The following is a 25,005-nucleotide window of genomic DNA, read 5'->3' as shown; positions in this document are numbered from 1 at the left end:
GGGGCGTGCACCACGCCAAGGGTTGAATCTGTGTGAGTTACCTGGTTACACTTGGACGAATAGTTGACCGAGCGAGTGATCGGTCGGCACGCAATATTTGAGTTGCTGCACAAAAACTGCTTTCACAGGTAAGGATCAACGATGATCGACACTTTGGAACGCTGGCATCAGTGGTATCCCGAACACGTCAGCCACGAGTACGTCCCACCAGCTCATACACTGCCCACCGCGTGGGCCAGGCGAGTGGCCGAAGCGCCTGACGAGACAGCGCTGCGCTACTTCGACTCCGAGTACTCTGCGCGCTCGGTTAACATCGCTTCGGCTGCGATCGCGGTGGGACTCCAGAAGCTCGGAGTCGCACGGGGCGATGTCGTCGGCATTCAACTGCAAAACGTACCTGAGTTTGTGCTGCTCAAGCTCGCACTCTGGCGCCTGGGGGCAGTGGCGTTGGTGCTGAACCCGATGTACAAGCAGCGAGAACTCAAGACGATAGTTGCTGACGCTCGCCCTGTTGGGATAGTCGGCGTCGAAGGAGCGATCGAGGCGGCCGTCGCATACCTCGGAGACCTCGCTCCGGGGTGGATGCTCACAACGCGGGAGTACGAGGTTCACGCGCGCACTGAGCGTGTACCGGGCGAACTCGGGAGGCCTGCGGGCAGTGACCTTCCCGCGACGGATCTATACAACCTCATTGCGCGGCATCGCGGGGAGTCGCCCGGTGAGGTGGAATTGTCTCCTGAAACTCCTGCGTTGCTAACCTACACATCGGGCACCACAGGAGATCCCAAGGGCGCCATCGCTTCGCATGCCAACCTCCTCGCGACCGCAGAGGCGACCCGCCAGTGGTTCAACATCTGTCCGAGTGAGCGGGTGCTTGCAATCGCGCCCCTCTTCCATATCACCGGGGCAGTTGCAGTTGCAGTTGCAGTCACTGCATTGGTGTCGGGTGCTGAGTTGGTGTTCATCGGCAGGCTCACGCCAGAGCATTTCCTTGAGGCAGTCGCCGACTACCGGATCGAGCACGTGTGCGGGTCGATCACTGCCTACAACGCGCTGCTCGACTTGCCGACCGGGGGAGTGGACGACTTCCGCTCGCTACGCACGGTGTTCTCCGGTGGAGCGCCAGTTCCGCCAGAGACTGTCGCACGGTTCAAAGCCCGTTTCGGCCACTACATTCGAAATGTCTACGGCATGACCGAGACAGCGTCAGCATGCATCGCGGTACCACTCGGCTCAGAGGCGCCGATCGAGCGCGAAACAGGAACCCTCGCGATCGGTGTGCCGATGCCGGGAGTGCGGGTGCGAGTACGTGAGGCAGCCGGAATGCTCGCCCCCGCTGGAGCCCAAGGCGAGCTCGAAATATCAGGGCCAAGCGTGACTTTGGGGTACCTGAACAAGCCAGAAGCAACCGCCGCAACCATCGTCAACGGCTGGTTGCGCACTGGAGACATTGCGATCCTCGACGCAGAAGGCTGGGTGTACCTCGTCGATCGCAAGAAGGACCAAATCAACATCTCGGGCTACAAAGTCTGGCCCCGGGAAATCGAGGACGTGTTGTACGAGCACGAAGCTGTGCGCGAAGCCGCAGTCGTGGGCCGACCCAACTCATACAGCGGCGAAGAAGTCGTTGCATTCGTCTCGTTGCGCTCTGGCTTTGCGGTGCCAAGCGAGGCGATCCGCGCCCATGTGAAGGCTCGTCTGGCTGCATACAAAACGCCGAAGACAGTTGTCATTTTGCCTGACCTCCCGAAGACAGCGACAGGCAAGATTCAGAGACGAGCGCTGCGCGACTGAGCAGGGTGAGGCTTCGTGCAGGTGCGCCTGCACCCGCTCAAGGCCACGTGTAGACGATCGCGAACGCCTCACAGGACCACGATCCATTCGAGTACCTACCTCAATGCAAAGGAGCACTGACATGACAACTCAGACAGTCGATATCCAGAGAGAACAGGGGCAGCGCGTATCATCGGGGCAACGCCGCTCGATGATCGCGAGCAGTGTGGGGCAGATACTTGAGTGGTACGAGTGGAGCGCGTACGCGGTCTTCGCGCCGTTCATCGCTGGCATGATGTTCAACCCGGAGAACCCTGTCTCGGCCCTGCTTGCAACGTTTGCGGTGTTCGCCGTAGGGTTTCTCATGCGCCCGCTCGGGGGGCTCGTCTTTGGCATTGTGGCCGATCGTAAGGGTCGCAAATTTGTCCTGATCACCACGATGCTTGCGATGGCCGTCGCCTCTGTCGCTATCGGCGTGATGCCGTCTTACGCGCAAGTGGGAATCTGGGCATCGGTAGGGTTGCTCCTTGCCCGTATGGTGCAGGGTTTCGCACACGGTGGCGAGTCAGCGACGGCGAACTCGTACGTCGCAGAGATCGCGCCCAGGCACAAGCGGGGTCAATGGGGAAGCGTTGTGTTTGTCGCAATCTTCGGAGGGACAATCATTGCGTACTCCCTTGGAGGGGCGATCACCAATGTGCTTGACGAAGGCGCAGTTGCAGCTTGGGGGTGGCGCATTCCGTTCCTCCTGGGGGCGGTCCTCGCGCTCGTCGCATTGTGGCTGCGTCGCGGCATGATCGAGTCCGAGGTGTTCGCGGAGGAAGCTGTCGAAGAGCTCCTTAAGGACGACGGCGAGCCCGCGACCCGGGTCACTGCCGCAGCGATCGCTGGGCGCCCTCGTGGGCAACTCGTTTCAGTATTGCTGCTGATCGGCATGGTTACAGGCATCACGTCGGCGCACTACACCTGGAGCTCGTACGTCTCAACGTACGCGATAGTTGAACGCGGCATGGCCACGCAGTCCGCGTACTGGGCGATTGTGCTTGCACAGATCATCGCGTGCATCGCGCTGCCATTCTGGGGCAGGCTGTCAGATCGGATCGGGCGAAAGCCCGTGCTGTACGGATTCACGATTGCCATGGCACTGGCGCAGTTCCCGCTCATGAACCTTATCTCGGACAAGGCGTGGACACTATTTGTTGCATCGACTGTTGCGTTGCTCATCGTTGGGTCAGCGGGCGCGCTGCTCTCGAGCTACATGTCTGAGATCTTCCCCACAACCACACGCACGCGCAACATCGGGATCGCGTATGGATTCTCGGTTGCGGTGTTTGGCGGTTCTGCCCCGTACCTTAATCAACTGTTCAACAGCATGGATCTCGGGTGGCTCTCAAGCGTCTACGTGATTGTGTTGTGCGGAGTCACGTTCTTGGCGCTGACCCGGTTGCCGGAGACGAGAGGAATCGATCTCAGCAAGGTGTAGGGCGAACGCGGCGTCTGGCGAGCACTGTACCGGTGTCAGCTGCGCCTTGCCTATCACTGTGCAAATTTGCGCATGAGTGGTGCGGGAAGAGCCGTTGCAGGGGCGTGGCGGAACGAGCAGCATTGACATCCCGGGGGACGCATCAAGTTAGTCAGTGTCTGAGCTACAAGGAGGTAGCAATGTCAGCGGATTCTTCACGCACCGAACCCACCGGGAAACTCGGGGCGCTGCGCAGAGTCGTCGTTGCCTCGATGGCGGGAACCGTCGTCGAATGGTACGAGTTCTTTCTCTACACGTCAGCGGCGACGCTCGTCTTCAACCTCATCTTCTTTCCGCAGACCGACGAGCCGCTCGACGGGGTAATTGCCGCGTTCGTAACCTACGCCGTCGGTTTCGTCGCCCGCCCGCTCGGCGGTGTCGTGTTCGGCTACTTCGGTGACAAGTACGGTCGTAAGAAGCTGCTGCAGGTCGCCATCATTCTGGTCGGACTCAGCACGTTTCTCATGGGGTGCTTGCCGACATTCCAGACGATCGGTTACTGGGCCCCGGCGCTGCTCGTCACCCTGAGATTTCTCCAGGGGTTCGCCGTCGGCGGGGAGTGGGGCGGCGCCGTGTTGCTCGTCGCCGAACATGCGCCGAAGGATCACCGTGGCTTCTGGGCGAGCTGGCCGCAGGCAGCGCTGCCACTTGGCAACCTGCTCGCGACAATCGTGTTGTGGGTGCTTTCGGGTGTCTTGAGTGCTGACCAGTTCCTGTCCTGGGGTTGGCGCATCGGATTCTGGCTCTCTGTCGTTATTGTCGCCGTCGGCTACTACGTGCGAACGAAGGTCACAGACGCGCCGATCTTCACCGAGTCGCAGGCGATCGAGGTCGTCGCCGAGAAGCGCACGAACGGACTCGTCGAGGTGTTTCGGTACTACCCCCGCCAGGTGTTCACGGCGATGGGTCTTCGGTTCGCCGAGAACATCATGTACTACCTCGTCGTCACCTTTTCGATCACCTACCTCTCGATTCACGTTGGAATGGAGACGACCCCGATCCTCGGGTTCCTGCTCATCGCGCACGCCGTGCAGTTCATCGCGATTCCGCTGATCGGGCGCCTCGCAGATTCGCTCGGCAGGCGTGTGGTGTACGGGATCGGCGCCGTGCTCTCCGCGGGGTGGGGGTTCATCGCCTTCCCGATGTTTGACACACAAAACACGGTGACCATCGTCATTGCGATCGTCATTGGCCTTCTGTGTCACGGCATGATGTACGCCGGGCAGCCGGCGCTCATGGCCGAAATGTTCCCGACGCGCATGCGCTACTCAGGGGTCTCGCTCGGCTACCAGGTGACTTCGATCGTGGCTGGTTCTATCGCCCCGATCATCGCAGCCGAGCTGCTCAAGAGGACAGGGTCGAGCGTACCGGTCGCTGTCTACCTCGCGGCGGCATGCGTCGTGACGCTGGTTGCGGTGGTGTCGCTGCGGGAGACCAAGGGTATTGACCTGAAGCAGCTCGACAACGCCGACCGCGCGCGGTTCGCCTGACGTGGCAGCCTAGCGCGAGCTGCGCACTGCCAGGTGGTGTCAGCTGAGGATGGGCCTCAGCTGACACCCAAGGTCACCCGTTCTGGGCAGACGCCGGCCGATTCGGGGCGGCGTAGTCAACGAGCGCCTGAATCGTGAGTGCGACTGCCGGCTTGCGAAATCCTTCTTCTCGCACGACTGCCCAGTAGTCCACCCGATGCTCATAGTCGGTGGGGAGCACCCGTCGAAGCGCGCCGTGCTGTTCGGCGAGGTAGTCAGGGAGGATCCCGATTCCTGCGGACTCGAGCGTCGCCGACACATGGGCGAAGACACTCGTCGAGCTGATGCTTGGCTTGCCGAGGGGGAGCCGCTGGTGTGCTGCATCGAGTTCGTCGACCTGGAGCGCAGACTCCACGTAGTAGATCAGCCGGTGCTCCGAGAGGTCCTTGAGCGCGAGCGGTTCGCCGTATGTCCCGAGGTAGTCATCGGTCGCGTAGAGCGCGAGTGTGTACCCGGAGAGTCGCAGCGCCGACGCCTTGTAGACCTCGGGCTTGCCCACCACTATCTCGATGTCGACGCCTGACCTGTGCTGCCGCACGCGTTGCGTTGCGGCAATGACCTCGAACGCGACGTCTGGGTGGTTCTCTTGCACCCGTGCGAGGGCGGGAATCGCGCAGGCGGAGCCGAACGCGTCGGGGGTGGCAATCCGAACGAGGCCCGAGATTGTGCTTGGGCTGTCATGCGCGGCAAGTCGTCCGATGGCCGCCTCCATCTCTTCCGCAGCGAGCATTGCCTGATGCCCCAGATCGGTCAGCTCCCAGCCGGTCGGGGTGCGAACGAGAACGCGCTCGCCGAGGCTCTCCTCGAGCGCCGCGAGCCGGCGGGAGACGGTGGAGTGATTGATGCCAAGCGAGTCTGCGGCCGCGGTGTACCGTCCAAGGCGGGCGACCGCGAGGAACGTCATGAGCGCCTCTGGCTGGAGGTCGGGTCGAAGATGTCGCATGCCGCCATTGTGCGTCAGTGCACGGAGCGATTGCAAGAAAGGGTCGTCTCTGTGTATTGATTCTCACTTGGTCCTTGGGCAGGCTGAAGCCAGCACCAGAGACGTCAAGGAGGACACGATGGCAACAATCGCCTGGATTGGGTTGGGAAACATGGGGTCGCGAATGAGCGCGCACCTCATTTCGGCGGGACACACTGTGGTCGGGGTAGACCCGAGCCCGGCCGCGCTTGAGCAGGCTGTGGCGGCGGGCGTGACGCCGGCGGCCACAGTCGCCGAGGCCGTCGCCTCCGCCGATGCGGTGATCACGATGCTGCCGAAGGGCGAACACGTCAGGCACGTGTATGCGGGCGCCGAGGGCGTCTGGGAGAACGCGCAGGAGGGCGCTGTGCTGTTTGATTCCTCGACAGTTGACATTGAGACGTCGACATGGTGCCACGCGGGCTCGCGGGAGTGCGGATTCGCGTTCGTCGACGCGCCCGTCTCGGGCGGCACTGCGGGCGCTGCAGACGGCACGCTCGCGTTCATGCTCGGCGGTGACCCGGGCCACGTCGCGCGCGTGAGCGATCTCATCGAGCCGATGGCGGGCAACATCTTCGCGACGGGCGGGCCGACGACCGGCATTGCGGCGAAGATCGCGAACAACATGATGCTTTTCATCGCTCAGCAGGCGTGCGCAGAGGGCTCACAGCTTGCCCTCCAGCTCGGCCTCGACCCACAGGTCTTCTGGGACGTCGTCTCGGCCTCCTCAGGCAGGTCGTGGGCGCAGCAGACGTGGTACCCGGTGCCTGGCATCGTCGAACGCGCGGCAGCAAACCAGAATTTCGACGCGACGTTCAGCGCCGAGCTCGCGAGGAAGGATATCGGGCTCGCGGTGCAGGCCGGCGCAGACTTGGGTGTCGCGCTTCCCGGCGCGCAGGTTGCCATGGCTCAATTTGACCGCCTCATCGCCGAGGGCCTCGGGCATAAAGACTCGAGTCTCGTGGTGAAGTACTCCTCGCCCGACGGCGCGGTAGCTGGCTACACCCCAGACGAGAGGTAGCGGGTGCTACCCCCAGCTCGGGATCCACAGGTGCCAACGCCAGAACCCCTCAGGGATCGGCATCCCTGACCAGACAGGGAAGAACAGTGCCGCGAAGATGATGGCTGTCGCGACGAAGAGCGCGACAGCCATTCGGCGGCCCGAGGTTTCCTCGTGCGAGCCGCGACGCTTGCAGATCACGCCAACGACGAGGGCGAGTGCGAGCGCTGAGAAGGGTGTGAGCACGACCGCGTAGAACTGGAAGACCGCCGACCGGGAGAACGTCAGCACCCAGGGCAGCCAGCCCGACAGGTAGCAGACGACGACGAAGGCGGCAGCGTAAGCGCCGCGGGCCGCGATGGGCCGATAGCGAACGAGGGTCGTTGGGGTGCGGAGTGCGCGGAGCACCCACCAGGTGAGTACGACAAGCGCGGCGACGCCGCCCCACGTGATGAGTGCATTCGGGATCGGCGTGATCGACTGCACGAGACCGCTGTCGAGGGCTTCAAAGTACATCGCCGTTGGGCGAAGACCGAGAGGCCAGGTGAGTGGGTGTGCCTGGTAGGGGTGTGGAGCCGACAGAGTGGAGTGCCAGGCGAACATATCGACGTGGTACTGCCACAGGCCAGTCAGCCACCCCGAGTCCCGGCCCCAGCCGCCCGACGTAAAGATCCAACCGAACCAGTTCGCGACGTAGACGGCAACGGCGATAGGGATCGCGAGCAGGCCAGTGGCGAGCGCCTGGAGGAGCGCGGTTCCGGTTGCCCTGGCGTAGTTCGCGTGCTGCTGTGCGCTGAGGTCAGCCGTCAAGCCGAGTCGGCGACGCGCCTCGCGTGCGACCGAGAACCGCACGGTTGCGTCGCGTGCCGCGGTGAGGAGCAGAAGCGCGGCAAGCGGATAGAGTCCGGACCACTTCACCGCGGCCGCACAGCCGAACGCGGCGGCGGCTGCGATGAGCCACGGTCGAGCCCAGAGCACCGGCAGTCCGCCGCGGGTGAGCCTACTCCGGTCACTCACCCACTCGTGATCGCGCCACATGAAGAGGGCCCCAAGCACGACGAAAAACGTCAAGATCCCATCGAGGAGGCCTACCCGGCTGAGCACAACGTGCACGCCGTCAATCGCGAGGAACAGGCCCGCGAAGAGCGCGACGCCGACGCTTCTGCTGATCCGCCACCCGAGGCGCATCGTGAGGCCAACAGTCGCGACCCCCGTCAGCGCGACCGCTGATCTCCAGCCCCACCCTGATGCATCGCCGAAGAGCGCAACGCCAAGCGCGATGATCCACTTGCCGAGCGGCGGGTGCACCGCGAACGATGGCTCGTCAGTGAAACGAACAGCCATCGCCGGGTCATCGTCGGGCCAAGTGGTCGGATAACCGTGTGCGAGCTGCGTGATCGCGTCGCGTACGTAGTACAGCTCGTCGAAGACGAGCGTGCCAGGCCGTCCCAGCGCCCAGAACCGCAGTACCGCGGCGACGGCGAGCACAGCGAAGACGCCAACGGCGGCGAATACGCGTGGACGCCTGCGCAAACTGACGGGCATACGCTCAGCCTACGGCTAGCATGGGAGAGTGATCACACGGCTCAGCTCATACTTTCTCAAGACTCTGCGCGAAGACCCCTCTGACGAGGAAGCGCGGAGCCACAAACTGCTGCTGCGTGCGGGCTACATCCGCCGCCAATCACCGGGCGTGTTCGCGTGGCTGCCACTCGGCCTCCGGGTGAAGGCGAAGATCGAACAGATCGTTCGCGAGGAGATGGCCGCGGCCGGCGCTCACGAGGTTCACTTCCCGGCAATGCTGCCGCGCGAACCCTACGAGCTCACTGGCCGTTGGGAAGAGTACGGCGACAACATGTTCCGTCTGAAAGACAGGCACGGTGCCGACCACCTGCTCGCCCCCACACACGAGGAGGCCTTCACACTGCTCGTGAAGGACATCGTCACCTCCTACAAGGACCTGCCCCTGCAGTTGTTCCAGATCCAGGACAAGTACCGTGACGAGGCGCGTCCCCGCGCGGGGCTGCTGCGCGGCCGTGAGTTCACAATGAAGGACGCGTACTCCTTCGACGTCTCCGACGAGGGGCTGAACGCCGCTTACCAGAAGCAGCGCGACGCATACGAGCGCATCTTCACGCGGCTCGGCCTCGAGTACGTCATCGTCTCGGCCGACGCTGGGGCGATGGGTGGCTCGCGCTCTGAGGAGTTCCTGCTGCCGATCGCAATCGGTGAAGACACGTTCGTGCGTTCGGCAGGGGGATACGCTGCAAACGTCGAGGCCTACGAGACCCCCGTTCCCGAGGCACTGCCAATCGAGGGCCAGCCTGCCGCTGTCGTTTTTGATTCGCCGAATACCCCGACAATTGAGACGCTCGTCGCACACGTGAACGCGACGATGCCCCGCGAGGACGGCCGCGAATGGACCGCCGCGGACACCCTGAAGAACGTTGTGCTCGCAGTGACCGACCTCGAAGGCGAGCGCTCGCTCGTCGTCATCGGCATCCCGGGGGACCGAGATGCGGACATGAAGCGTGTCGAGGTCGCGTTCCCGAACTGCGAGGTCGAGCCCGCAACGGCTGCTGACTTCGCGAAGCACCCGGGCCTCGTGAAGGGCTACATCGGCCCCGGCTTCGCTGATGCACCCGTGCTCGGCCTCGAGGGATCGACTGGGGTGAAGTACCTGCTCGACCCCCGCGTCGTTGCCGGCACCTCGTGGGTGACGGGCGCGAACGAGGACGAGAAGCACGTCGCGCATCTCGTCGCCGGGCGTGACTTCACCGCTGACGGCGTCGCAGAGATCGCTACGGTGCGCGAGGGTGACCCCGCACCCGACGGCTCAGGTCCGATTGAGACCGCGCGCGGCATGGAAATTGGACACGTGTTCCAGCTCGGGCGCAAGTACGCTGAGGCGCTTGGCCTGAAGGTACTCGACGAGAATGGCAAGCTTGTCACTGTCACTATGGGCTCCTACGGCATTGGCGTCACGCGCATCATGGCTGCGCTCGCTGAACTGAACAACGACGAGCGCGGGCTCGTGTGGCCGCGGGCCATTGCACCGTTTGACGTGCACGTCGTCGCGACTGGCAAGGACCCAGAGGTGCTTGCAATCGCCGAGGATCTCGTTGCGACGCTCGCCGACGCTCGAGTCGATGTGCTGTTCGACGATCGACCCAAGGTGTCGCCTGGCGTGAAGTTCGGCGACGCCGAGCTGCTCGGCGTGCCGCGCGTGGTTGTGGTTGGTCGAGACGCGGCCGAGGGCTTCGCCGAGGTCTGGGATCGCGCCGCTGGGACGAAGGACAAGGTCGCGCTCGCGGAGGTTCCTGGCCTGTTCGCCTAGGGCCGGCCACTGGGCCAACACTTCTGGTCCAACGCTGCCGAACCAACGCCACTGACCAGTCGGCCGTCCCACTAGAAATCTGCAGTTCGTATGCCTTCCGCCCGCGGAGGTCGCATACGGACTGCAGATCTCTGTGTGTATTGATTGAGTGAGCGGGACGAGCCTGCAGCTCACCCCGCCCAACACATGACAAGGCCCCGGCGTGCAGAGCACGTCGGGGCCTTATCAGCGCGGGAGCGCGAAACCTGGGTTACGAGGCGAGAACCTCGTCGAGGATCAGGCCAGCCTTCTCTTCGTCAGTCTTCTCGGCGAGTGCGAGCTCGGAGACAAGGATCTGACGAGCCTTCGCGAGCATGCGCTTCTCGCCAGCGGACAGCGAACGAACTTCCTGGTCGCGGCGCCACAGATCACGAACGACCTCAGATACCTTGATGACGTCGCCCGAAGCGAGCTTCTCAGTGTTCGCCTTGAACCGGCGTGACCAGTTCGTTGGCTCCTCGGTGAAGGGGGTGCGCAGCACCTCGAAGACCTCCTTGAGGCCCTCCTGATCGATCACATCACGAACGCCGACGAGATCGCAGTTCTCTGCGGGGACCTCGATTGTCAGGTCGCCCTGGTCGACCTGAAGCTTCAGGAAGAGTTTCTCCTCGCCACCGAGTTTGCGCTTCTTCACCTCGATGATCTTGGCTGCGCCGTGGTGGGGGTAGACGACGGTCTCTCCGACCTCAAATTGCATCGAGTTGCTCCTTGGTGTAAATCCAACCACTAGAATACCACAGCTCTCCCTCCGGAAGCTGGTGTATCTTGCGACTCGTCGCGGAGCAGGTCGCAAGCACTCCCCGCGAGGGATAGTATTGAAGCAGGTCTGCGTGCTTCGGGCGCGCACGTTTCAGTTCATACACGGCTCGGAGGCCCTCTTGAAGAATCGGATCGCCGCTTCACTCGCACTTGCAGCAGCGCTCACGCTCGGCATGAGCGGGTGCAGCCTGATCGCGCACAACGCTACCGGCGTCGAGTACGCCCCGAGCGATGGCGTGCAGGTCACCTCAGACGGAGTTGCGCTGCGCAACATCATGCTCGTCGCTGACGAGACCGGCGAGAACTTCAACCTCGTCTTCACTGCGGTCAACGAGACCGGCGCTCCGGCCAACGTGTCGCTCAACATGACGAGCGACACCGCTGACGCGACTATCGACTTCGTTGCCCCCGAGGGAACAACCTCGTTCGGTAACCCCGACAGCGACGACGAGTTGCTCGTCACCCCGCTCGACGGGCTGCAGGCTGGCCAGACCGTGAAGACGTACTTCACGATCAACGGAACGGGCGACCTCGTCGAGTACGTGCCGCTGCTCGATGGCACGCTCAAGGAGTACCAGGCTTACGTGCTGCCCGAGGGCGCTGGCGCCGTTCCCGCGATCTCCGTTGCCGACCTCGCGAAGATGACCGAGGACGAGCTTGCTGCCGCGGCGAAGGAAGCCGGCGAGACCGTCGAGGAGTTCACCACCCGCGTCGCCGCTGAGGCGGCCGAGGCGCTCACGAGCAAGGCCGGCTAACACGGCTGTAGCGCGAAGACTGCGCGAACGACAGGCGCCCCGCGAGTGAATCTCGCGGGGCGCCTTTCTTTGTGGCTGCTGTGTGTCGGCTACCCGAAGCGGTAGCCGACGCCTCGGACAGTCGAGATGAGCTTTGGCTGCGCCGGCTCCTCCTCGATGCGTGACCTGACCCGCTTCACGTGGACATCGAGAGTTTTCGTGTCGCCGTAGTAGTCACTGCCCCAGACGCGGTCAATGAGCTGACCGCGGGTGAGCACGCGTCCGCTGTGGCGCATGAGGAGCTCGAGGAGCTCAAACTCCCGCAGCGGCATTGCGATCTCACTGCCCCGAACCGTCACCGTGTGGCGGTCAGTGTCCAGGCGGATGCCGTGCGATTCGAGCGCACCCCCGTCTTCCTCTTCCGCAGCTTCTTCAGCTGGCACGGCCCTGCGCAGCGCAGCTCGCACGCGGGCGAGCAGTTCGCGGGTTGAATATGGCTTCGTGACGTAGTCGTCGGCGCCGAGCTCGAGGCCGACAACGATATCGATTTCGCTGTCCTTCGCGGTGAGCATGATGATCGGCACCTGAGACCGGAGCCGGATCTCGCGGCAGACCTCGGTGCCGGGCAGCCCCGGCAGCATGAGATCGAGAAGCACGAGGTCGGCGCCGTCCGTGGTGAACGCACGCACAGCGTCGTTGCCGTCGGCAACGACCGTCACGCTGTACCCCTCGCGTTCGAGCAAGAACGCGAGCGGCTTCGAGATTGACTCTTCGTCTTCGACGAGGAGGATGCTTGGGGACACTAGACGCGTCCTTTCGTGTCTGTGAGCTGCTTGAGGGCTTTGCGCGTGCGCTTCACACGCTTTGCGCGTTTCTTCTTCGGGATGTCGTTGAGTGGGAATGAGAGCGTGAACCGGGCCCCCTCGCCCGGCGTGGAGCGCACAGTCACGTCGCCGCCATGCGCGCGCAGCGAGTGCCTGGCAATGCTCAGGCCAAGCCCAGTACCGCCGTCCTCGCGACTGCGCGCGCCGTCGACGCGGTAGAACCGTTCGAAGATCCGCTCAAGGTGTTCCTCGGCGATTCCGGGGCCCGAGTCGGTGATGGTGACAGTGAAGTGACGCTTCTTGTGGGCGATCCTGATCCTGACCGTCGCGCCGGGAGGTGAATGCCTGATCGCGTTGCTCAGAATGTTCGCGATCGAGCTCTCGATCGCGCTTGCGCGCCCCTGAATTACGGAGGTTCGCTTCGGGTTTGAGCTGTCAGTGAAGAACAGGTCGACGCCGCGGCGCTCCGCGAAGCTCTCGTGCGCGTCGATCTCCTCATCGACTACGGCGCGCAAGTCGACAGGCTCGAGGAGCTCGGGACGCAGCGTCGACTGCGCCTCTGACAACTGAATGATGTCGCGAGAGAGATCGGCGAGACGCTTCGATTCCTTCACGAGGCTCGCCGCGAACTCGCGCACCAGATCCGGATCGTCGGCAGCCTCCTTCACCGCCTCAGCGAGGAGTCCGACAGCGGCGATCGGGGTCTTCAGCTCGTGCGAAACGTTCGCAATGAAGTCGCGTCGCATGGCTGTGAGCCGCTGCTCCTCCGCGAGATCCTCTGCGATGACGGCGATGAAGTCGCCCTCGATACGAACGACGTGCGTGCGCACTGGGGCACCCGGGTCCGCAGGCTTGGGGTCGCGATGCGACGGGATCCCGCTCTCGAAGACGCTCGTCGCGCGCTTGCGGAACTCAAGCGTGCGCAACAGGCCGAGCTCGGTGGGACTTTCGCTCCGGCGCGCGACGTCGTTCGCATAGACAGCTGTGAGTGAACGGTCGAGAATGACAGCGAAGACGTCGAGTCCGTCGAGGATTGCGGTTGCAGTCTCGGGAAGGCCATGGCTCTGGGGGAGCTCAGCAAGCTGGAGCATGTCTTCATCGTAAACGGGAGCGAACCATCCGCGCACTGGGTAGTGAAGAGTTCGCTCACTGTTTACCTTGTAGTGACGGACAGTTCACCGGAGACAGGGAAAGTAAGAACGCAAGAGGTTGGCCACGAAAGGACATCATGCGCGCAGTATTTCAGCAGTCGCTGAGTGAGTTGCAGGAGCGACTCGCTCTGATGGCAGAGCTCGTTGAGACATCGATCGGCGAGGCGACGACTGCCTTCGGCGACTCAGATGCGGAGCTCGCCGAGAACGTTATCGAGCGTTCGGAAGAGGTGAACGCGCTTGCGCTCGCCCTTGACGAGCTCGCGTTCGACATTCTCCTGCGGCAGCAGCCCGTCGCCTCCGACCTGCGCCTCGTCGTCGCGTCGCTGCGCATGAGCTCCGAGCTCGAGCGCATGTCTGACCTCGCAGAGCACATCGCGGAGCTCGCGCGCTACCGCTACCCGGACAGTGCGATCCCGAAGGGACTGCGCAAGGTCTTTACACGCATGGGCGCCCTTGATGTCGAGATGGCCGAGGCAGTCGTGAGGCTGCTCCGCGAGCAGAATCCCGCGATCATTCTTGAGATCCGTGACCTTGAAGATGATCTCGACAAGCTGCACGCGAAGGTCTTCACGAAGATGCTGAGCGACAAGGTGAACGCCGACGCGCTCGGGCTCGTCGACGCCACACTCGCGAGCCGCTACCACGAGCGCTTCGGCGATCACGCCGTCGGTGTCGCGAAGCAGATGCAGTTCTTCTTCTCGGGCGAGATCGCAGCAGACTTCGACTAGCCCTCCCGGGCGAAACATTCGGTGGGCTGCGAACCAGCAAACGGTAGGCTTGTGGCGTGACACAACGCATCTACGACACGCACAAGCAGGCAATTGTTGACTTCGTTCCGCAACAGGCGGGCAAAGTTGGCATCTACGTCTGCGGTCCCACCGTGCAGTCAGCGCCGCATATTGGCCACCTGCGTAGTGTGCTCGTGTATGACCAGATGTACAGGTGGTTCCGTGCGACGGGTCACGATGTGACGCTGATCCGCAACGTCACCGACATTGACGACAAGATCCTCGACAATGCGCGGGCTGCACGCGAAGCCGGGGGCACCGAGGAATGGTGGGCGCTCGCCTACCGCGTCGAGCGAGAGTTCACCGCCGCCTACGATGCGCTCGGCGTGCTCGCCCCAACCTACGAGCCGCGCGCTACAGCGAACATCCGTGAGATGGTCGCGCTGATTAGCGAACTCATTGAGCGCGGACACGCCTATCAGGCGAACGACGGCTCGGCGAGCGTGTACTTCGACACCGCAAGCTGGGAGGATTACGGCTCGCTTACGAGGCAGCGGCGCGACCAGATGGAAGACGCCGCCGACTCCGAGCCCGTCGGAAAGCGGGATCCGCGTGACTTCGCGCTCTGGAAGGCCCACCGCGACACCGAGCCCGAGACCGCGTCGTGGTCGTCGCCGTGGGGCGACGGCCGACCCGGGTGGCACATCGAATGCTCCGCGATGGCGGCACGCTACCTCGGCGACTCCTTCGACATTCACGGCGGCGGCCTCGACCTGCGCTTCCCGCACCACGAAAACGAGCTTGCGCAGTCGCGCGCAGCGGGGCAGGGCTTTGCGAACCACTGGGTGCACAACGGCCTCGTGAACACGGGCGGCCAGAAGATGTCAAAATCGCTCGGCAACTCGCTGTTCGCGGCTGACCTGCTCGCGGAGGCCCGCCCGGTTGTGCTTCGCTACTTCCTTGGCGCTGCGCACTACCGCTCCACACTCGAATACTCTGACGGCTCCCTCGCCGAGGCGGCTGCCGCCTTCGACCGCATCGAGGGGTTCCTTGAGCGCGCCGAGGAGTACATTGTCGGAGCCGCCGAGGATCGGGCAGCCGGTGAGGCCGCCGCGCAGCTGTACCTGGCGCCGCTCGCTGGGAAGGCAACGACCGAGTCACTTCCCGCCGAGTTCACTGCCGCGATGTTTGACGACTTCGCCATTCCGCAGGCGCTCGCGGTGCTGCACGACGCGGTTCGTGTCGGAAATTCTGCGATCGACGCGGGCGACGGCGATACCCTGCTGCACCGCGCGATCGAGGTAGTTGCGATGCTCGATGTGCTTGGACTCGATCCACGCGATAGTCTGTGGGGCGCGGCTTCTGGGAACGCCGCTGCCGATACAGCGCTCGACGCGCTCGTAGTCGGCCTTATCGAACAGCGTGCCGAAGCGCGCGCGAACAAAGACTTCGCCACCAGCGACGCGATCAGGGATCGTCTTGCCGGAGCCGGAATCATCCTTGAAGACAGTCCGACCGGAACCCGCTGGAGTCACGCATGACCAATAAGAAGGGGCGCACAGGCGCCGTACGCAAGAAGGGGCTCGGTAAGGGCGTCGGATCGGGTGGCCAGGGCCGCCAGGCGCTCGAGGGCCGAGGCCCCACGCCGAAGGCGACCGACCGCGAGTACCACCCCGCAGCGAAGGCGAAAGCCGCTCGCGAGCGCTATGAGGCCGCGAAGGCACGCCACCAGCGCGGTGGATCCGGCGCCGGGGGAAGCGGTGGCCAAGGGCAGAACAAGCGCAAGAGTGACGAGTCAGAACTCGTCACCGGCCGCAACGCAGTGCTCGAGGCGCTGCGTACAAAGATCCCCGCAACCACGCTCTACATAGCCGCGCGCGTTGACATGGACGACAGGATGCGCGAGATCATGCGCATCGCGACAAACCGCGGCGTCGCCGTGCTTGAAGTGATGCGCCAAGAGCTCGACCGGATGACCGACCGCGACACCGTTCACCAGGGCGTTGTGCTGAAGGTTCCCCCGATGGAGTACGCGCACCCGATGGACCTCCTCGAGGAGGTGCTCGACCGCGACGAGACTCCGCTCTTCGTGGCGCTCGATGGCGTGACCGATCCCCGCAACCTCGGCGCGATCATTCGGTCAGTGGGCGCGTTCGGCGGACAGGGAGTCATCGTTCCTCAGCGTCGCACTGCGAGCTTGAACTCGGCCTCGTGGAAGACCTCCGCAGGCGCCGCAGCGCGTATCCCGGTAGCTCGCGCATCGAACCTGACGCAGACGCTGAAAGAGCTGAAGAAGCAGGGCCTCTTCGTCGTCGGGCTGGACGGCGACGGCGACGTGAGCCTTCCCAATCTCGACCTCGCGGGACGCCCGCTCGTGATCGTTGTCGGAAGTGAGGGCAAGGGTGTGTCCCGCCTCGTCACTGAGACGTGCGATGCGATCGTGTCGATCCCGATCTCCGCGGTCACTGAGTCGCTGAACGCTGGCATCGCCGCGTCTGTGGCGCTCTACGAGGTTTCGAAGCTCCGCGCAGCAGAGGCGGCGACCGAGTAGTTTCACGCGGCTCAAGTAGCGAGACGAGAAAGCCCCCGCCATATGGCGGGGGCTTTCTCGTGTTGCCCGTGTGCGTGGGCAGCGGCGAGGCGCCAGTTACAGGCGCTCGAGGATGTAATCGATCGCGCCCGTGAGGGTGCGCACATCGTCGGGTTCGATCGCCGTGAATGTCGCAATGCGAAGCTGATTGCGACCAAGCTTGCGATACGGCTCGGTGTCGACGATGCCGTTCTCACGGAGCGCCGTCGAGATTGCCGATGCGTCGATCGAATCGTCAAAGTCGATCGTCGCGACGACCTGCGACCGGTGCGCCGGGTCCGTCACGAACGGCGTCGCAACCTCGGACCGCTCGGCCCACTCGTAGAGCACGCCCGAGGACTCGGCGGTACGCGCTGAGGCCCAGCTCAGGCCGCCGTTCTCGTTGATCCATCGCACCTGCTCGTCCATGAGCGCGAGCGTCGCAAGCGCAGGAGTGTTGAGCGTCTGGTTCAGGCGAGAGTTTGACAGGGCGCCTGCCAGGTTGAGTGACTCGGGGATGTAGCGGTCGCCGTTTGTCTGCTGCTCGATTCGCTCGATGGCGGCGGGTGAAACGAGCGCGAACCATAGTCCACCGTCAGACGCGAAGTTCTTCTGCGGCGAGAAATAGTAGACGTCGGTCTCGGCGGCGTCGAAATCGATTCCGCCGGCGGCGCTCGTCGCGTCGACGACTGTGAGCGCGCCGGGATCGACATCGGGGCCAGCCGCGCGGCGGACCTCGGCCATGACGCCCGTCGAGGTTTCGTTGTGCGGGTACGCGTAGACATCGACGCCAGCCTGCGGCGCGAGCTCGGAGCGTGAGCCAGCGTCGGCCTTGCGAATGATCGGCTCCTCGAGGAACGGCGCGGCTGCAGCGGCCGCGCCGAACTTTGCGCCGAACTCGCCGAAGGTGAGGTGCTGGCTGCGGCGGGAGATGAGCGAATGCACTGCCGAGTCCCAGAACGTTGTAGCGCCACCGTTGGCGAGAAGGATCTCGTAGCCCTCGGGCGCACGGAAGAGCGACGACAGGCCCTCACGGACCGAGCCGACGAGGTTCTTCACGGGAGCCTGGCGATGCGAGGTGCCGAGCACCGTTGGCTGCAGACTTGCGAGGAACGACAGCTGTTCGTCCCGAATCTTCGACGGGCCGCAACCGAAACGTCCGTCTGCGGGAATGAGTGAGGATGGGAGTTCAATCGCGGGCATGCCCTAATTGTATGGACTAATGCGCGTTTGCTCGGCATCTACGGGCTCGCGATTTGGTTCAGCTGGCCGAATACTGCGGCCCTGTGGCTGAACTCTTGCGTGAGCCCGCCACGAACATGTCGTAAGCTGGGGCTACGCAGACGGCTGGTGGGGTATATACATTGACGGATCTGATTGACACTACCGAGATGTACCTTCGAACGATTCTCGAACTCGAAGAAGAAGGTATCGTCCCGCTGCGCGCGCGGATTTCCGAGCGACTCGGCCATTCCGGCCCGACAGTTTCGCAGACGGTTGCACGCATGGAGCGCCTCGGGCTCGTCGTCGTTACCGACGATCGGCAGCTCGCATTCACGGAGGAAGGGCACGCCCGCGCGATCCGCGTCATGCGTAAGCACCGCCTCGCCGAGCGGCTGCTCGCCGACGTGATCGGGCTTGAGTGGGAATTCGTTCACGAAGAGGCGTGCCGCTGGGAGCACGTGATGAGTGAGCAGGTTGAACGGAAGCTCCTCAGCATCCTCGACCGCCCCACTGTGTCACCTTACGGAAACCGCATTCCGGGCCTCGAGGAGCTTGGCGCGCGTCCCGCACCGCCAGCGAGCGCGAGCGAGCTTGGCATGCTTGATTGGCTCGCCGAGCCGCACAACCCTTCCGAGGCGACGATCCGGCGCCTCGCTGAGCCCGCGCAGTACGAGCCTGAGCTGCTGTCTCAGCTCGCTGCCGCTGGCGTCCTTCCCGGAAACAAGGCTTCTTTCACCCGCACCGGCGACCTCGTGCGCGTTCAGGTGGAAGGAAACAGTGATGCCATCGACATTCCTGTGGAGGTGGCGGCACACATTTTCGTCTCATAGATGAGGCGGCGTCTACGTACATGGAGTTTCGTGGACGTTCGATATCGCCTGTTTTGGCGAGCCCATGAACAATGGAGCTGATACCCCGAGGAGACAGCATTGTCACTTCCAACGTCGGAGGCGCACCTTAGCGCTGTTCTAGAAGCTGTTGAAGGTCGGAACCACGGAGAGCCAGAGTTTCTCCAGGCCGTTCGCGAAGTGCTCGAAACACTGGCTCCGGTGCTCAATGAGCACCCTGAATATATTGAGACAGGCATCCTTGAGCGCCTTGTCGAGCCCGAGCGGCAGCTCGCCTTCCGGGTGCCGTGGGTTGACGACGCAGGCAAAGTGCAGGTGAACCGCGGGTACCGCGTGCAGTTTAACGCCGCGCTCGGGCCCTACAAGGGCGGCCTGCGCTTCCACCCGAGCGTGAACCTCTCGGTCGTGAAATTTCTCGGTTTTGAGCAGGTCTTCAAGAACGCCCTGACGTCGCAGCGCATTGGCGGCGGCAAAGGCGGGTCAGATTTTGACCCGGCAGGCAAGAGCGACGCTGAGGTGATGCGCTTCTGCCAGGCGTACATGACTGAGCTCGTGCACTACATCGGCGAGCACACCGACGTTCCCGCGGGCGACATCGGCGTGGGCGCTCGCGAGATCGGCTACCTCTTTGGCCAGTACAGGCGCCTGACACACCGTTACGAATCGGGCGTGCTCACGGGTAAGGGTAAAGGCTGGGGAGGCGCCGAGGTCCGTACAGAGGCCACGGGCTACGGTGCCGTGTTCTTCGCAGAAGAAATGCTCGCGCGCTCGGGCGACGGCGTGACAGGCCGCCGCGCCATCGTGTCAGGATCGGGAAACGTCGCGATCTACGTCATCGAAAAGATCCAGCAGCTCGGCGGCCGCGCTGTCACAGCGTCTGACTCCAGCGGCTACATCGTTGACGAGGCTGGCATCGACGTCGAGCTGCTCAAGCAAATCAAGGAGACCGAGCGCGCACGAATCTCCGAGTACGCTGAACGCCGGCCCGGCTCGCACTACGTCGAGGGTGGAAGCGTCTGGGACGTGCGCGGCGAACTTGCGTTCCCGTGCGCGACGCAGAATGAGCTCGGAGAGAGCGCCGCGCGCGCCCTGCTGAAGAACGGCGTTCGTGCGGTCGCCGAGGGTGCAAATATGCCAACCACACCTGAGGCGATTGAGCTGCTGCAGGGCGCGGGAGTGCTCTTCGCTCCCGGCAAGGCCGCAAACGCTGGCGGCGTTGCAACGTCTGCGCTTGAGATGAGCCAGAACGCTGCACGCTCGCGCTGGGACTTCGACAAGAGCGAGAACCGGCTGCACGAGATCATGCGCGACGTTCACGAGCTCTGCTACTCGGCCTCAGAGCGCTACGGAAAGCCCGGTGATTACGTGCTCGGTGCCAACTCCGCAGGGTTCGTGACAGTGGCTCAGGCGATGCTCGAACAGGGCGTCATTTAAGCCCGAGTTCCGGTCCGTAATCTAAGCGTGACAATTTCGTGATGTTCGGTTAGGCTTGGTCGAGTCTTGGCTTCAACGGTCACATGCTGACCGCCAATAAGCACCAACGTAAGGTAGATATTTCGTGAATTCACAGCCCAGCACTGAGGTCGTAGCTGCGACCGAACCCGCAGCTTCGTCCAAGGCGAAGGTCAAGAAGATCGCACGAGTGGGCGGCGCCGCCGTTTTCACTTTCGCTATGTTTGGCACGCTCGCGCTGCCCGCATACGCGTTCAACGACAAGGAAGAGCCGGTGGCAGCTGTCGCCGAATCGCAGACGATTAAGGTCACTGCAGGCCCCGCGCTCACTAAGATTGACGACATCCCGCTCGAGGTCGACACGACTGTTGCCGAGCAGGAGCAGCGTGAGAAGCTCGTCGCGGAGGCTGAGAAGCGTGCCGCTGAGCTTGAAGCCGCCAAGGAGACGAAGACCGGAACAGCTGCTGCTGCAGAGGCTCCGAAGGCCGCAGAGATTCCTGCCGGTTCGGGCGCGAGCGGCCTCGTCGCTGCAGCGCTCGCACAGGTTGGCGTCTCACAGGACTGCACTGATCTCGCGCAGAACGCACTCGCTGCAATCGGTCTGACCGAGCGCCGCGACCAGGGCGGCTACGACCATGGCGTGAACGACTTCTTCCGCTACGGCGCGTCGGTCGACTACGTACACGGTTCGACGGCCCTCGCGCCGGGCGACCTGCTCATGTGGCCGGGCGCTCCTCACGTCGCCGTGTACATCGGTGGCGGCCAGGCAGTGCACGGCGGCTGGACCGGTGGCACCACCGTCGTCGCTGGCCTCAGCACCTACGCTGGTCTGCCGACTCAGGTTGTTCGCATGAGCTAGTAGCTCATCACTCAAACGGGGCGTAGCTTTCGGGCTGCGCCCCGTTTCTGTTTGTCGGCTGGCGTGTTCAGTGCGCTAGAATCGATACTTGGTGCCGTAGCGCATCGCCGGCCTTGGTAGCTCAGTGGATAGAGCACTTCTCTCCTAAAGAAGGTGTCGGAGGTTCGATTCCTCTCCAGGGCACTTTTAGAGCCTGCATGCCCCCCGTGGGGCATGCAGGCTCTGCTGTTCATCCGATTCCGGGGTTGTGCCGCTGCGGGGCGCGCTCGGCCGCTGCGAACATCCTCTGCGGCTGCGGCTGCGGCTGCGGCTGGCGGCGGCTCGGTGGCGCTAGAGGCCCGCTTGCTGGGTTTGTGGGCCGCCCGCGCGCTCTGAGGGCAGTCCGCTCGCTTCGTGCGCCTCGCGTGCCCCGTACCACCCCGTCGCGCGCTCTGTGCCGCCATCCGCTGTACACGGTTCCTGCAAATGCACACGATTTCTACGGCGGGGTTTCGTGTGCACTTGCAGGGACCGTGTACCATCGCGGTGGCTGGGCCTGGTGGCTGAGCCTGGTGGCTGAGCCTGGTGGTTGTGCCTGGTGGTTGTGCCTGGTGGTTGTGCCCACTGGACGAGCCTGGTGCCGGGCGGCCTCGGCTCACAGGCTGGTCCGGCAACCGCAGCTGTACTGATCTCGGCGCGTGGTCAACTCAGCCCGTTCCATGCCGAATAGGCCAGCCCGCAGACGGTACTGCGGGCTGGCCTCGAAAGGTGAGAATGACGAACTAGGCGCCCTGGCGAACCGCGATTGCTTCGATCTCGACCCGGAACCCTCCGGCGAGTGCAATTCCGAACGTGCTCCGAGCCGGGCGGTCATTGCCGAACGCGGCGGCGTACTCTTCATTGAACACCGCGAAGTCGGCAATGTCAGTCAGCAGGCACATCGTGCGAACGACGTCGCCGAATCCGAGGCCGTCGGCTTCGAGAACAGCCCGAAGGTTTGCCAGAGCCTGACGAGTCTCTTCCCTGAAGTCTGTGGACGTGGTTCCAGTTTCTGGGTCGAGCCCGACTTGCCCTGCCGTGAATACGAGGCCGTCGGTCACTGCGGCCTGCGAGTAGTGTCCTCCGGGTGCAGGGGCGTTCGGGGTGCTGATGAATGAGAGCGACATTGCGTTTCCTTGTCTGTGGTGTGGGTGATCAGTGCCGTCACCGCCTCTGGACGACGGCGTGCGCGCTAGGCGCAAAACTCTGCGATGACTCGCGCGTAGATGCGCGCTGCCTCGTGAATGCTCTGCACACTGACAAACTCATTCGGGCCGTGTGCGCAGGTGAGTGTGCCCGGGCCGAAGGATGGCAGCGTCGGGATACCCTGCTGGGAGAACCAGGGGGCGTCGGTCCCGCCGGGGAAGACCCCGAGCTGAGGCGCCTCGCCAAGCACGTCGCGCGCAGCACCTGACACGGCAGACACCAGCGGGTGATCTGCTTCGAGTTCGCTCCACGGGATCCAATCGAGACCAGGCTCGAACTCATAGTCCACTTGCAAGTCTGGGTCTTTGGCACGGCACGCCTCGAGCCACGCCTCGATGCCCGCTGCAACCTGTTCGCGGGTCTGCCCCGGAACGGTGCGAAGGTCGCAGGCGAACTCGGCCTGGCCTGGAACGACGCCGAAGTAGGTGCCTCCCTGAATCATGACGCCAGTATTGAGAGTGGGCCCGACACCGCCGAGCGGGTGCGGGGTGAATGGGAGGTCAAGCTCAGACCCGATACGGAGCATGAGATCAGCGAGCTTCAGAGAGGCGTTCACCGACGGCATCCGGTCGGACAGGCTCGAATGCATCTGGGTACCCGTTACTCGGATCCGAAATCCGCACACCCCGCGGGAGACAAGATGGATGCCCTGCCAGTCGTGTTCCCAGCCGCTGGGCTCGCCGATGAGCACAGCGTCAACGTTCTCGACCCTCGGCGCCACGAACTTGGACCCGAGCTGTGCGCCGGCCTCTTCGTCGGCGACAAAGCCGAACACGATGTCGCCGCGCAGCTTGACTCCGGTCTCGAGCACCGCTCGTGCGGCGAGGATCATGCAGGCAACAGCGGCTTTCATGTCTGTCGCGCCAAGGCCCACGAGCTTCCCATCAACGATTGTCGCGGTGTGCGGGTCCGTACGCCAGAGGTCGGCGGCCTCTCCGATTGGCTTGGTATCGGTGTGCCCGTTGAGCATGAGCGAGCGACCGCCGCCGCTCCCCGAGACACGAGCGATGAGGCTCGGCCGTTCTGGTGTCGGGCCGATGATCGAGACGTCGTCTGCGAGGCCTGCCCGGTCAAGCACCGAGACGAGAAACGCGACGATCTCTCGCTCGTCAGCGTACGGTGGGATCTGCGAGTCGATGGCGATGAGGTCTGAGACGAGCGTGATGAGCTCATCCTCGCGCTCCGCCAGAAACGAATCAATTGCGGCAGTTTGGTCGCTTGTGAGGGCGTATGCCGCACCTTCCAAGGGATGCTGGGTCATCGGGTGCTTCCTTCCAAAGGTGTGGGTAGTCCATGGGATCGGTCTGACTGCACAGTCGCAGCTCGTACCGCACTGAGAAAACGTTCGACGTCGCCAGTGTCGTTCATGACGTGGAACGACGCGCGGACGCGCCCGTCTCCGCCCCAGACGTAGACGCCCTGCTCTGCGAGTGCGGCTGCAAGCTGTTCCCCATTTGGCCAGAGAAACGACACATTGCCTGCGTGTGCCGCTGGGTCGGCGGGGGTTATGACAGTGAAGCCCTGTTCGCGCAGCCCGGCGGCAGCTGCCGCAGCAAGGCTTACGGCGTGTGCTTCGACGCGATCAATTCCAAGTTCGAGGATCTCGTCGATCGCGGCGCCGAGGCCGGCGATTTCTGCGAGCGCGGGGGCTCCGACCTGAAACCTCGACGCTCCGGGATTCCAGTTGAGCGTCTCAAACCTGTCTTCGGTGAAGATATTGCTGAGTGAGCGCCAGCCGACCGCGCCAGGCTTGAAATCTGGCAGGATGTCTCGATTCCAGAAGACGATGCCGACGCCGTACGGGCCGAGCGTCCACTTGTATGATGCGCTGACAGTGAGCGCTGCACGGCTCAGATCAGTGGGCACGACGCCGAGCGAATGCGAGATATCAAGAAGTAGGGGCACGCGGGCATTCTCTGCAGCCATACCGAGCTCCTCGAGATCGTACCGCAGCCCAGTAATGTACCCCACGTGACTCACACAGAGCGCGACAGTGCGGTCGTCGCATGCAGCGACGAGATCCTCAACTGGGAGCGACCAATCTGCGCGCCGTGGCACGACTCGCACCTCGAGCCCGGCTTCCCTGAGCCTGAGCCAGGGAGCGAACACGGCAGGGTGCTCGTATTCATTCACGACAACGTTGTCGCCGGGCGACCACTGCCAGCCATTCGCGATCGCACTCCAGGCGCTCGAGGCATCGCCAAGCAGCCCGACCTCTTCTACGGGGCGGTCTGTGAGCCTGGCAATGCTCGCGCGGGTTGCAGCCTCCGCGGCGTACAGCACGTCTCGCCCGCCTTCGCCGAGGCTCTTTGCCCTGTATGAACAGACGATTGCCTCTTCGACGCGTCGTAGTGCGGGGGAGTGCGCCCCTGTGTAGAGGTATGCGTCTGCGTCCAGATTGACGAAGGCATCCCTCTCGATGAGGGGCTGTTGTCCAGGAGCGTGCATGTGGATCCTGCTTTCGGTCGG

The 25,005-nt window shown here is 63.7% G+C and carries 21 protein-coding genes and 1 tRNA gene; 13 read left to right on the top strand and 9 right to left on the bottom strand.

What is annotated here, in order from left to right:
* Positions 1 to 141: 141 nt before the first annotated feature.
* The 3 genes from KI794_RS13220 to KI794_RS13210 all read left to right on the top strand — a co-directional run bounded on the left by KI794_RS13220 (position 142) and on the right by KI794_RS13210 (position 4,785).
* Entirely contained in the window at positions 142 to 1,794 is a 1,653-nt protein-coding gene (locus KI794_RS13220) for a class I adenylate-forming enzyme family protein (RefSeq protein ID WP_255808367.1), read from the top strand.
* A gap of 121 nt (positions 1,795 to 1,915) precedes the next feature.
* Positions 1,916 to 3,256 carry an MFS transporter gene (locus KI794_RS13215; RefSeq protein WP_255808366.1) on the top strand — a complete coding sequence of 447 codons (1,341 nt, stop codon included), beginning with the start codon at positions 1,916 to 1,918 and terminating at the stop codon, positions 3,254 to 3,256.
* Positions 3,257 to 3,435: 179 nt separating this feature from the next.
* A complete protein-coding gene (locus KI794_RS13210) occupies positions 3,436 to 4,785 on the top strand; it encodes an MFS transporter (protein ID WP_255808365.1) in 1,350 nt (449 codons plus the stop codon).
* Positions 4,786 to 4,858: 73 nt separating this feature from the next.
* Here the strand turns inward: KI794_RS13210 and KI794_RS13205 are convergent, their stop codons facing one another.
* Entirely contained in the window at positions 4,859 to 5,767 is a 909-nt protein-coding gene (locus KI794_RS13205) for a LysR family transcriptional regulator (RefSeq protein ID WP_255808364.1), read from the bottom strand.
* Between the two features lie 67 nt (positions 5,768 to 5,834).
* Here KI794_RS13205 and KI794_RS13200 point away from each other — a divergent pair, with 67 nt between their 5' ends.
* A complete protein-coding gene (locus KI794_RS13200; RefSeq protein WP_255808363.1) occupies positions 5,835 to 6,806 on the top strand; it encodes an NAD(P)-dependent oxidoreductase in 972 nt (323 codons plus the stop codon).
* A 6-nt stretch (positions 6,807 to 6,812) separates the two neighbouring features.
* Here KI794_RS13200 and KI794_RS13195 read toward each other — a convergent pair whose 3' ends face one another.
* Entirely contained in the window at positions 6,813 to 8,330 is a 1,518-nt protein-coding gene (locus KI794_RS13195; protein WP_255808362.1) for a dolichyl-phosphate-mannose--protein mannosyltransferase, read from the bottom strand.
* 28 nt (positions 8,331 to 8,358) lie between these two features.
* Between KI794_RS13195 and KI794_RS13190 the strand changes: the two genes are divergently transcribed.
* Positions 8,359 to 10,122 carry a proline--tRNA ligase gene (locus KI794_RS13190; protein ID WP_119284952.1) on the top strand — a complete coding sequence of 588 codons (1,764 nt, stop codon included), beginning with the start codon at positions 8,359 to 8,361 and terminating at the stop codon, positions 10,120 to 10,122.
* Between the two features lie 250 nt (positions 10,123 to 10,372).
* Here KI794_RS13190 and KI794_RS13185 read toward each other — a convergent pair whose 3' ends face one another.
* Positions 10,373 to 10,858: a CarD family transcriptional regulator gene (locus KI794_RS13185; RefSeq protein ID WP_042544077.1), complete on the bottom strand. Its 486-nt coding sequence runs from the start codon at positions 10,856 to 10,858 to the stop codon at positions 10,373 to 10,375.
* Positions 10,859 to 11,039: 181 nt separating this feature from the next.
* Between KI794_RS13185 and KI794_RS13180 the strand changes: the two genes are divergently transcribed.
* Complete coding sequence (locus tag KI794_RS13180; RefSeq protein ID WP_255808361.1) at positions 11,040 to 11,675, top strand: DNA modification methylase; 636 nt, start codon at positions 11,040 to 11,042, stop codon at positions 11,673 to 11,675.
* A gap of 89 nt (positions 11,676 to 11,764) precedes the next feature.
* On the opposite strand, the gene KI794_RS13175 is transcribed toward KI794_RS13180, so the two are convergent.
* Positions 11,765 to 12,457, bottom strand: coding sequence for a response regulator transcription factor (locus tag KI794_RS13175; RefSeq protein WP_119284951.1), 693 nt, complete (start codon positions 12,455 to 12,457; stop codon positions 11,765 to 11,767).
* The gene (locus tag KI794_RS13170; protein ID WP_119284950.1) at positions 12,457 to 13,569 is read right to left on the bottom strand and encodes a sensor histidine kinase; all 1,113 of its coding nucleotides are present in this window, start codon (positions 13,567 to 13,569) and stop codon (positions 12,457 to 12,459) included. Before KI794_RS13170 ends, KI794_RS13175 begins: the two co-directional genes overlap by 1 nt.
* Positions 13,570 to 13,706: 137 nt before the next feature.
* On the opposite strand from KI794_RS13170, the gene phoU reads away from it, so the two are divergent.
* Genes phoU through rlmB form a run of 3 tightly spaced genes read left to right on the top strand, consistent with a single transcriptional unit; the run spans position 13,707 to position 16,911 of the window.
* Positions 13,707 to 14,360, top strand: coding sequence for a phosphate signaling complex protein PhoU (phoU, locus tag KI794_RS13165; RefSeq protein WP_119284949.1), 654 nt, complete (start codon positions 13,707 to 13,709; stop codon positions 14,358 to 14,360).
* Positions 14,361 to 14,416: 56 nt separating this feature from the next.
* Positions 14,417 to 15,901 (top strand): cysteine--tRNA ligase, encoded by a 1,485-nt coding sequence (cysS, locus tag KI794_RS13160; RefSeq protein ID WP_255808360.1) that lies wholly within the window; start codon positions 14,417 to 14,419, stop codon positions 15,899 to 15,901.
* Positions 15,898 to 16,911: a 23S rRNA (guanosine(2251)-2'-O)-methyltransferase RlmB gene (gene rlmB, locus KI794_RS13155; protein ID WP_255808359.1), complete on the top strand. Its 1,014-nt coding sequence runs from the start codon at positions 15,898 to 15,900 to the stop codon at positions 16,909 to 16,911. The genes cysS and rlmB overlap by 4 nt, the downstream gene beginning before the upstream one ends.
* A 96-nt stretch (positions 16,912 to 17,007) precedes the next feature.
* On the opposite strand, the gene serC is transcribed toward rlmB, so the two are convergent.
* Positions 17,008 to 18,132: a phosphoserine transaminase gene (serC, locus tag KI794_RS13150; protein ID WP_119284946.1), complete on the bottom strand. Its 1,125-nt coding sequence runs from the start codon at positions 18,130 to 18,132 to the stop codon at positions 17,008 to 17,010.
* A 161-nt stretch (positions 18,133 to 18,293) separates the two neighbouring features.
* Between serC and KI794_RS13145 the strand changes: the two genes are divergently transcribed.
* The 4 genes from KI794_RS13145 to KI794_RS13130 all read left to right on the top strand — a co-directional run bounded on the left by KI794_RS13145 (position 18,294) and on the right by KI794_RS13130 (position 21,495).
* Positions 18,294 to 18,983 (top strand): metal-dependent transcriptional regulator, encoded by a 690-nt coding sequence (locus tag KI794_RS13145; RefSeq protein ID WP_119284945.1) that lies wholly within the window; start codon positions 18,294 to 18,296, stop codon positions 18,981 to 18,983.
* Between the two features lie 99 nt (positions 18,984 to 19,082).
* Positions 19,083 to 20,435, top strand: a complete 1,353-nt coding sequence (gene gdhA, locus KI794_RS13140; protein WP_119284944.1) for an NADP-specific glutamate dehydrogenase — start codon at positions 19,083 to 19,085, stop codon at positions 20,433 to 20,435.
* Positions 20,436 to 20,559: 124 nt separating this feature from the next.
* Positions 20,560 to 21,312, top strand: coding sequence for an NlpC/P60 family protein (locus KI794_RS13135; RefSeq protein WP_255808358.1), 753 nt, complete (start codon positions 20,560 to 20,562; stop codon positions 21,310 to 21,312).
* A gap of 110 nt (positions 21,313 to 21,422) precedes the next feature.
* Positions 21,423 to 21,495 (top strand) — tRNA-Arg (locus KI794_RS13130).
* 578 nt (positions 21,496 to 22,073) lie between these two features.
* On the opposite strand, the gene KI794_RS13125 is transcribed toward KI794_RS13130, so the two are convergent.
* The 3 genes from KI794_RS13125 to KI794_RS13115 form a co-directional block, all read right to left on the bottom strand.
* Positions 22,074 to 22,457 (bottom strand): RidA family protein, encoded by a 384-nt coding sequence (locus KI794_RS13125; protein WP_119284932.1) that lies wholly within the window; start codon positions 22,455 to 22,457, stop codon positions 22,074 to 22,076.
* A gap of 65 nt (positions 22,458 to 22,522) precedes the next feature.
* Positions 22,523 to 23,797: a M20 family metallopeptidase gene (locus KI794_RS13120; RefSeq protein WP_255808357.1), complete on the bottom strand. Its 1,275-nt coding sequence runs from the start codon at positions 23,795 to 23,797 to the stop codon at positions 22,523 to 22,525.
* The gene (locus KI794_RS13115; protein ID WP_119284930.1) at positions 23,794 to 24,984 is read right to left on the bottom strand and encodes an aminotransferase class V-fold PLP-dependent enzyme; all 1,191 of its coding nucleotides are present in this window, start codon (positions 24,982 to 24,984) and stop codon (positions 23,794 to 23,796) included. The genes KI794_RS13120 and KI794_RS13115 overlap by 4 nt, the downstream gene beginning before the upstream one ends.
* Between the last annotated feature and the right edge of the window lie 21 nt (positions 24,985 to 25,005).

The organism is Leucobacter aridicollis (genome assembly GCF_024399335.1).
Classification (GTDB): domain Bacteria; phylum Actinomycetota; class Actinomycetes; order Actinomycetales; family Microbacteriaceae; genus Leucobacter; species Leucobacter aridicollis_A.
This window is presented reverse-complemented; position numbering and strand designations above follow the sequence as displayed.

Coding starts and splice junctions, on each gene's coding strand:
- KI794_RS13220 (WP_255808367.1), top strand. CDS start 142: ATGATCGACACTTTGGAACGCTGGCATCAGTGGTATCCCGAACACGTC.
- KI794_RS13215 (WP_255808366.1), top strand. CDS start 1,916: ATGACAACTCAGACAGTCGATATCCAGAGAGAACAGGGGCAGCGCGTA.
- KI794_RS13210 (WP_255808365.1), top strand. CDS start 3,436: ATGTCAGCGGATTCTTCACGCACCGAACCCACCGGGAAACTCGGGGCG.
- KI794_RS13205 (WP_255808364.1), bottom strand. CDS start 5,767: ATGCGACATCTTCGACCCGACCTCCAGCCAGAGGCGCTCATGACGTTC.
- KI794_RS13195 (WP_255808362.1), bottom strand. CDS start 8,330: ATGCCCGTCAGTTTGCGCAGGCGTCCACGCGTATTCGCCGCCGTTGGC.
- KI794_RS13185 (WP_042544077.1), bottom strand. CDS start 10,858: ATGCAATTTGAGGTCGGAGAGACCGTCGTCTACCCCCACCACGGCGCA.
- KI794_RS13170 (WP_119284950.1), bottom strand. CDS start 13,569: ATGCTCCAGCTTGCTGAGCTCCCCCAGAGCCATGGCCTTCCCGAGACT.
- phoU (WP_119284949.1), top strand. CDS start 13,707: ATGCGCGCAGTATTTCAGCAGTCGCTGAGTGAGTTGCAGGAGCGACTC.
- rlmB (WP_255808359.1), top strand. CDS start 15,898: ATGACCAATAAGAAGGGGCGCACAGGCGCCGTACGCAAGAAGGGGCTC.
- serC (WP_119284946.1), bottom strand. CDS start 18,132: ATGCCCGCGATTGAACTCCCATCCTCACTCATTCCCGCAGACGGACGT.
- KI794_RS13125 (WP_119284932.1), bottom strand. CDS start 22,457: ATGTCGCTCTCATTCATCAGCACCCCGAACGCCCCTGCACCCGGAGGA.
- KI794_RS13120 (WP_255808357.1), bottom strand. CDS start 23,797: ATGACCCAGCATCCCTTGGAAGGTGCGGCATACGCCCTCACAAGCGAC.
- KI794_RS13115 (WP_119284930.1), bottom strand. CDS start 24,984: ATGCACGCTCCTGGACAACAGCCCCTCATCGAGAGGGATGCCTTCGTC.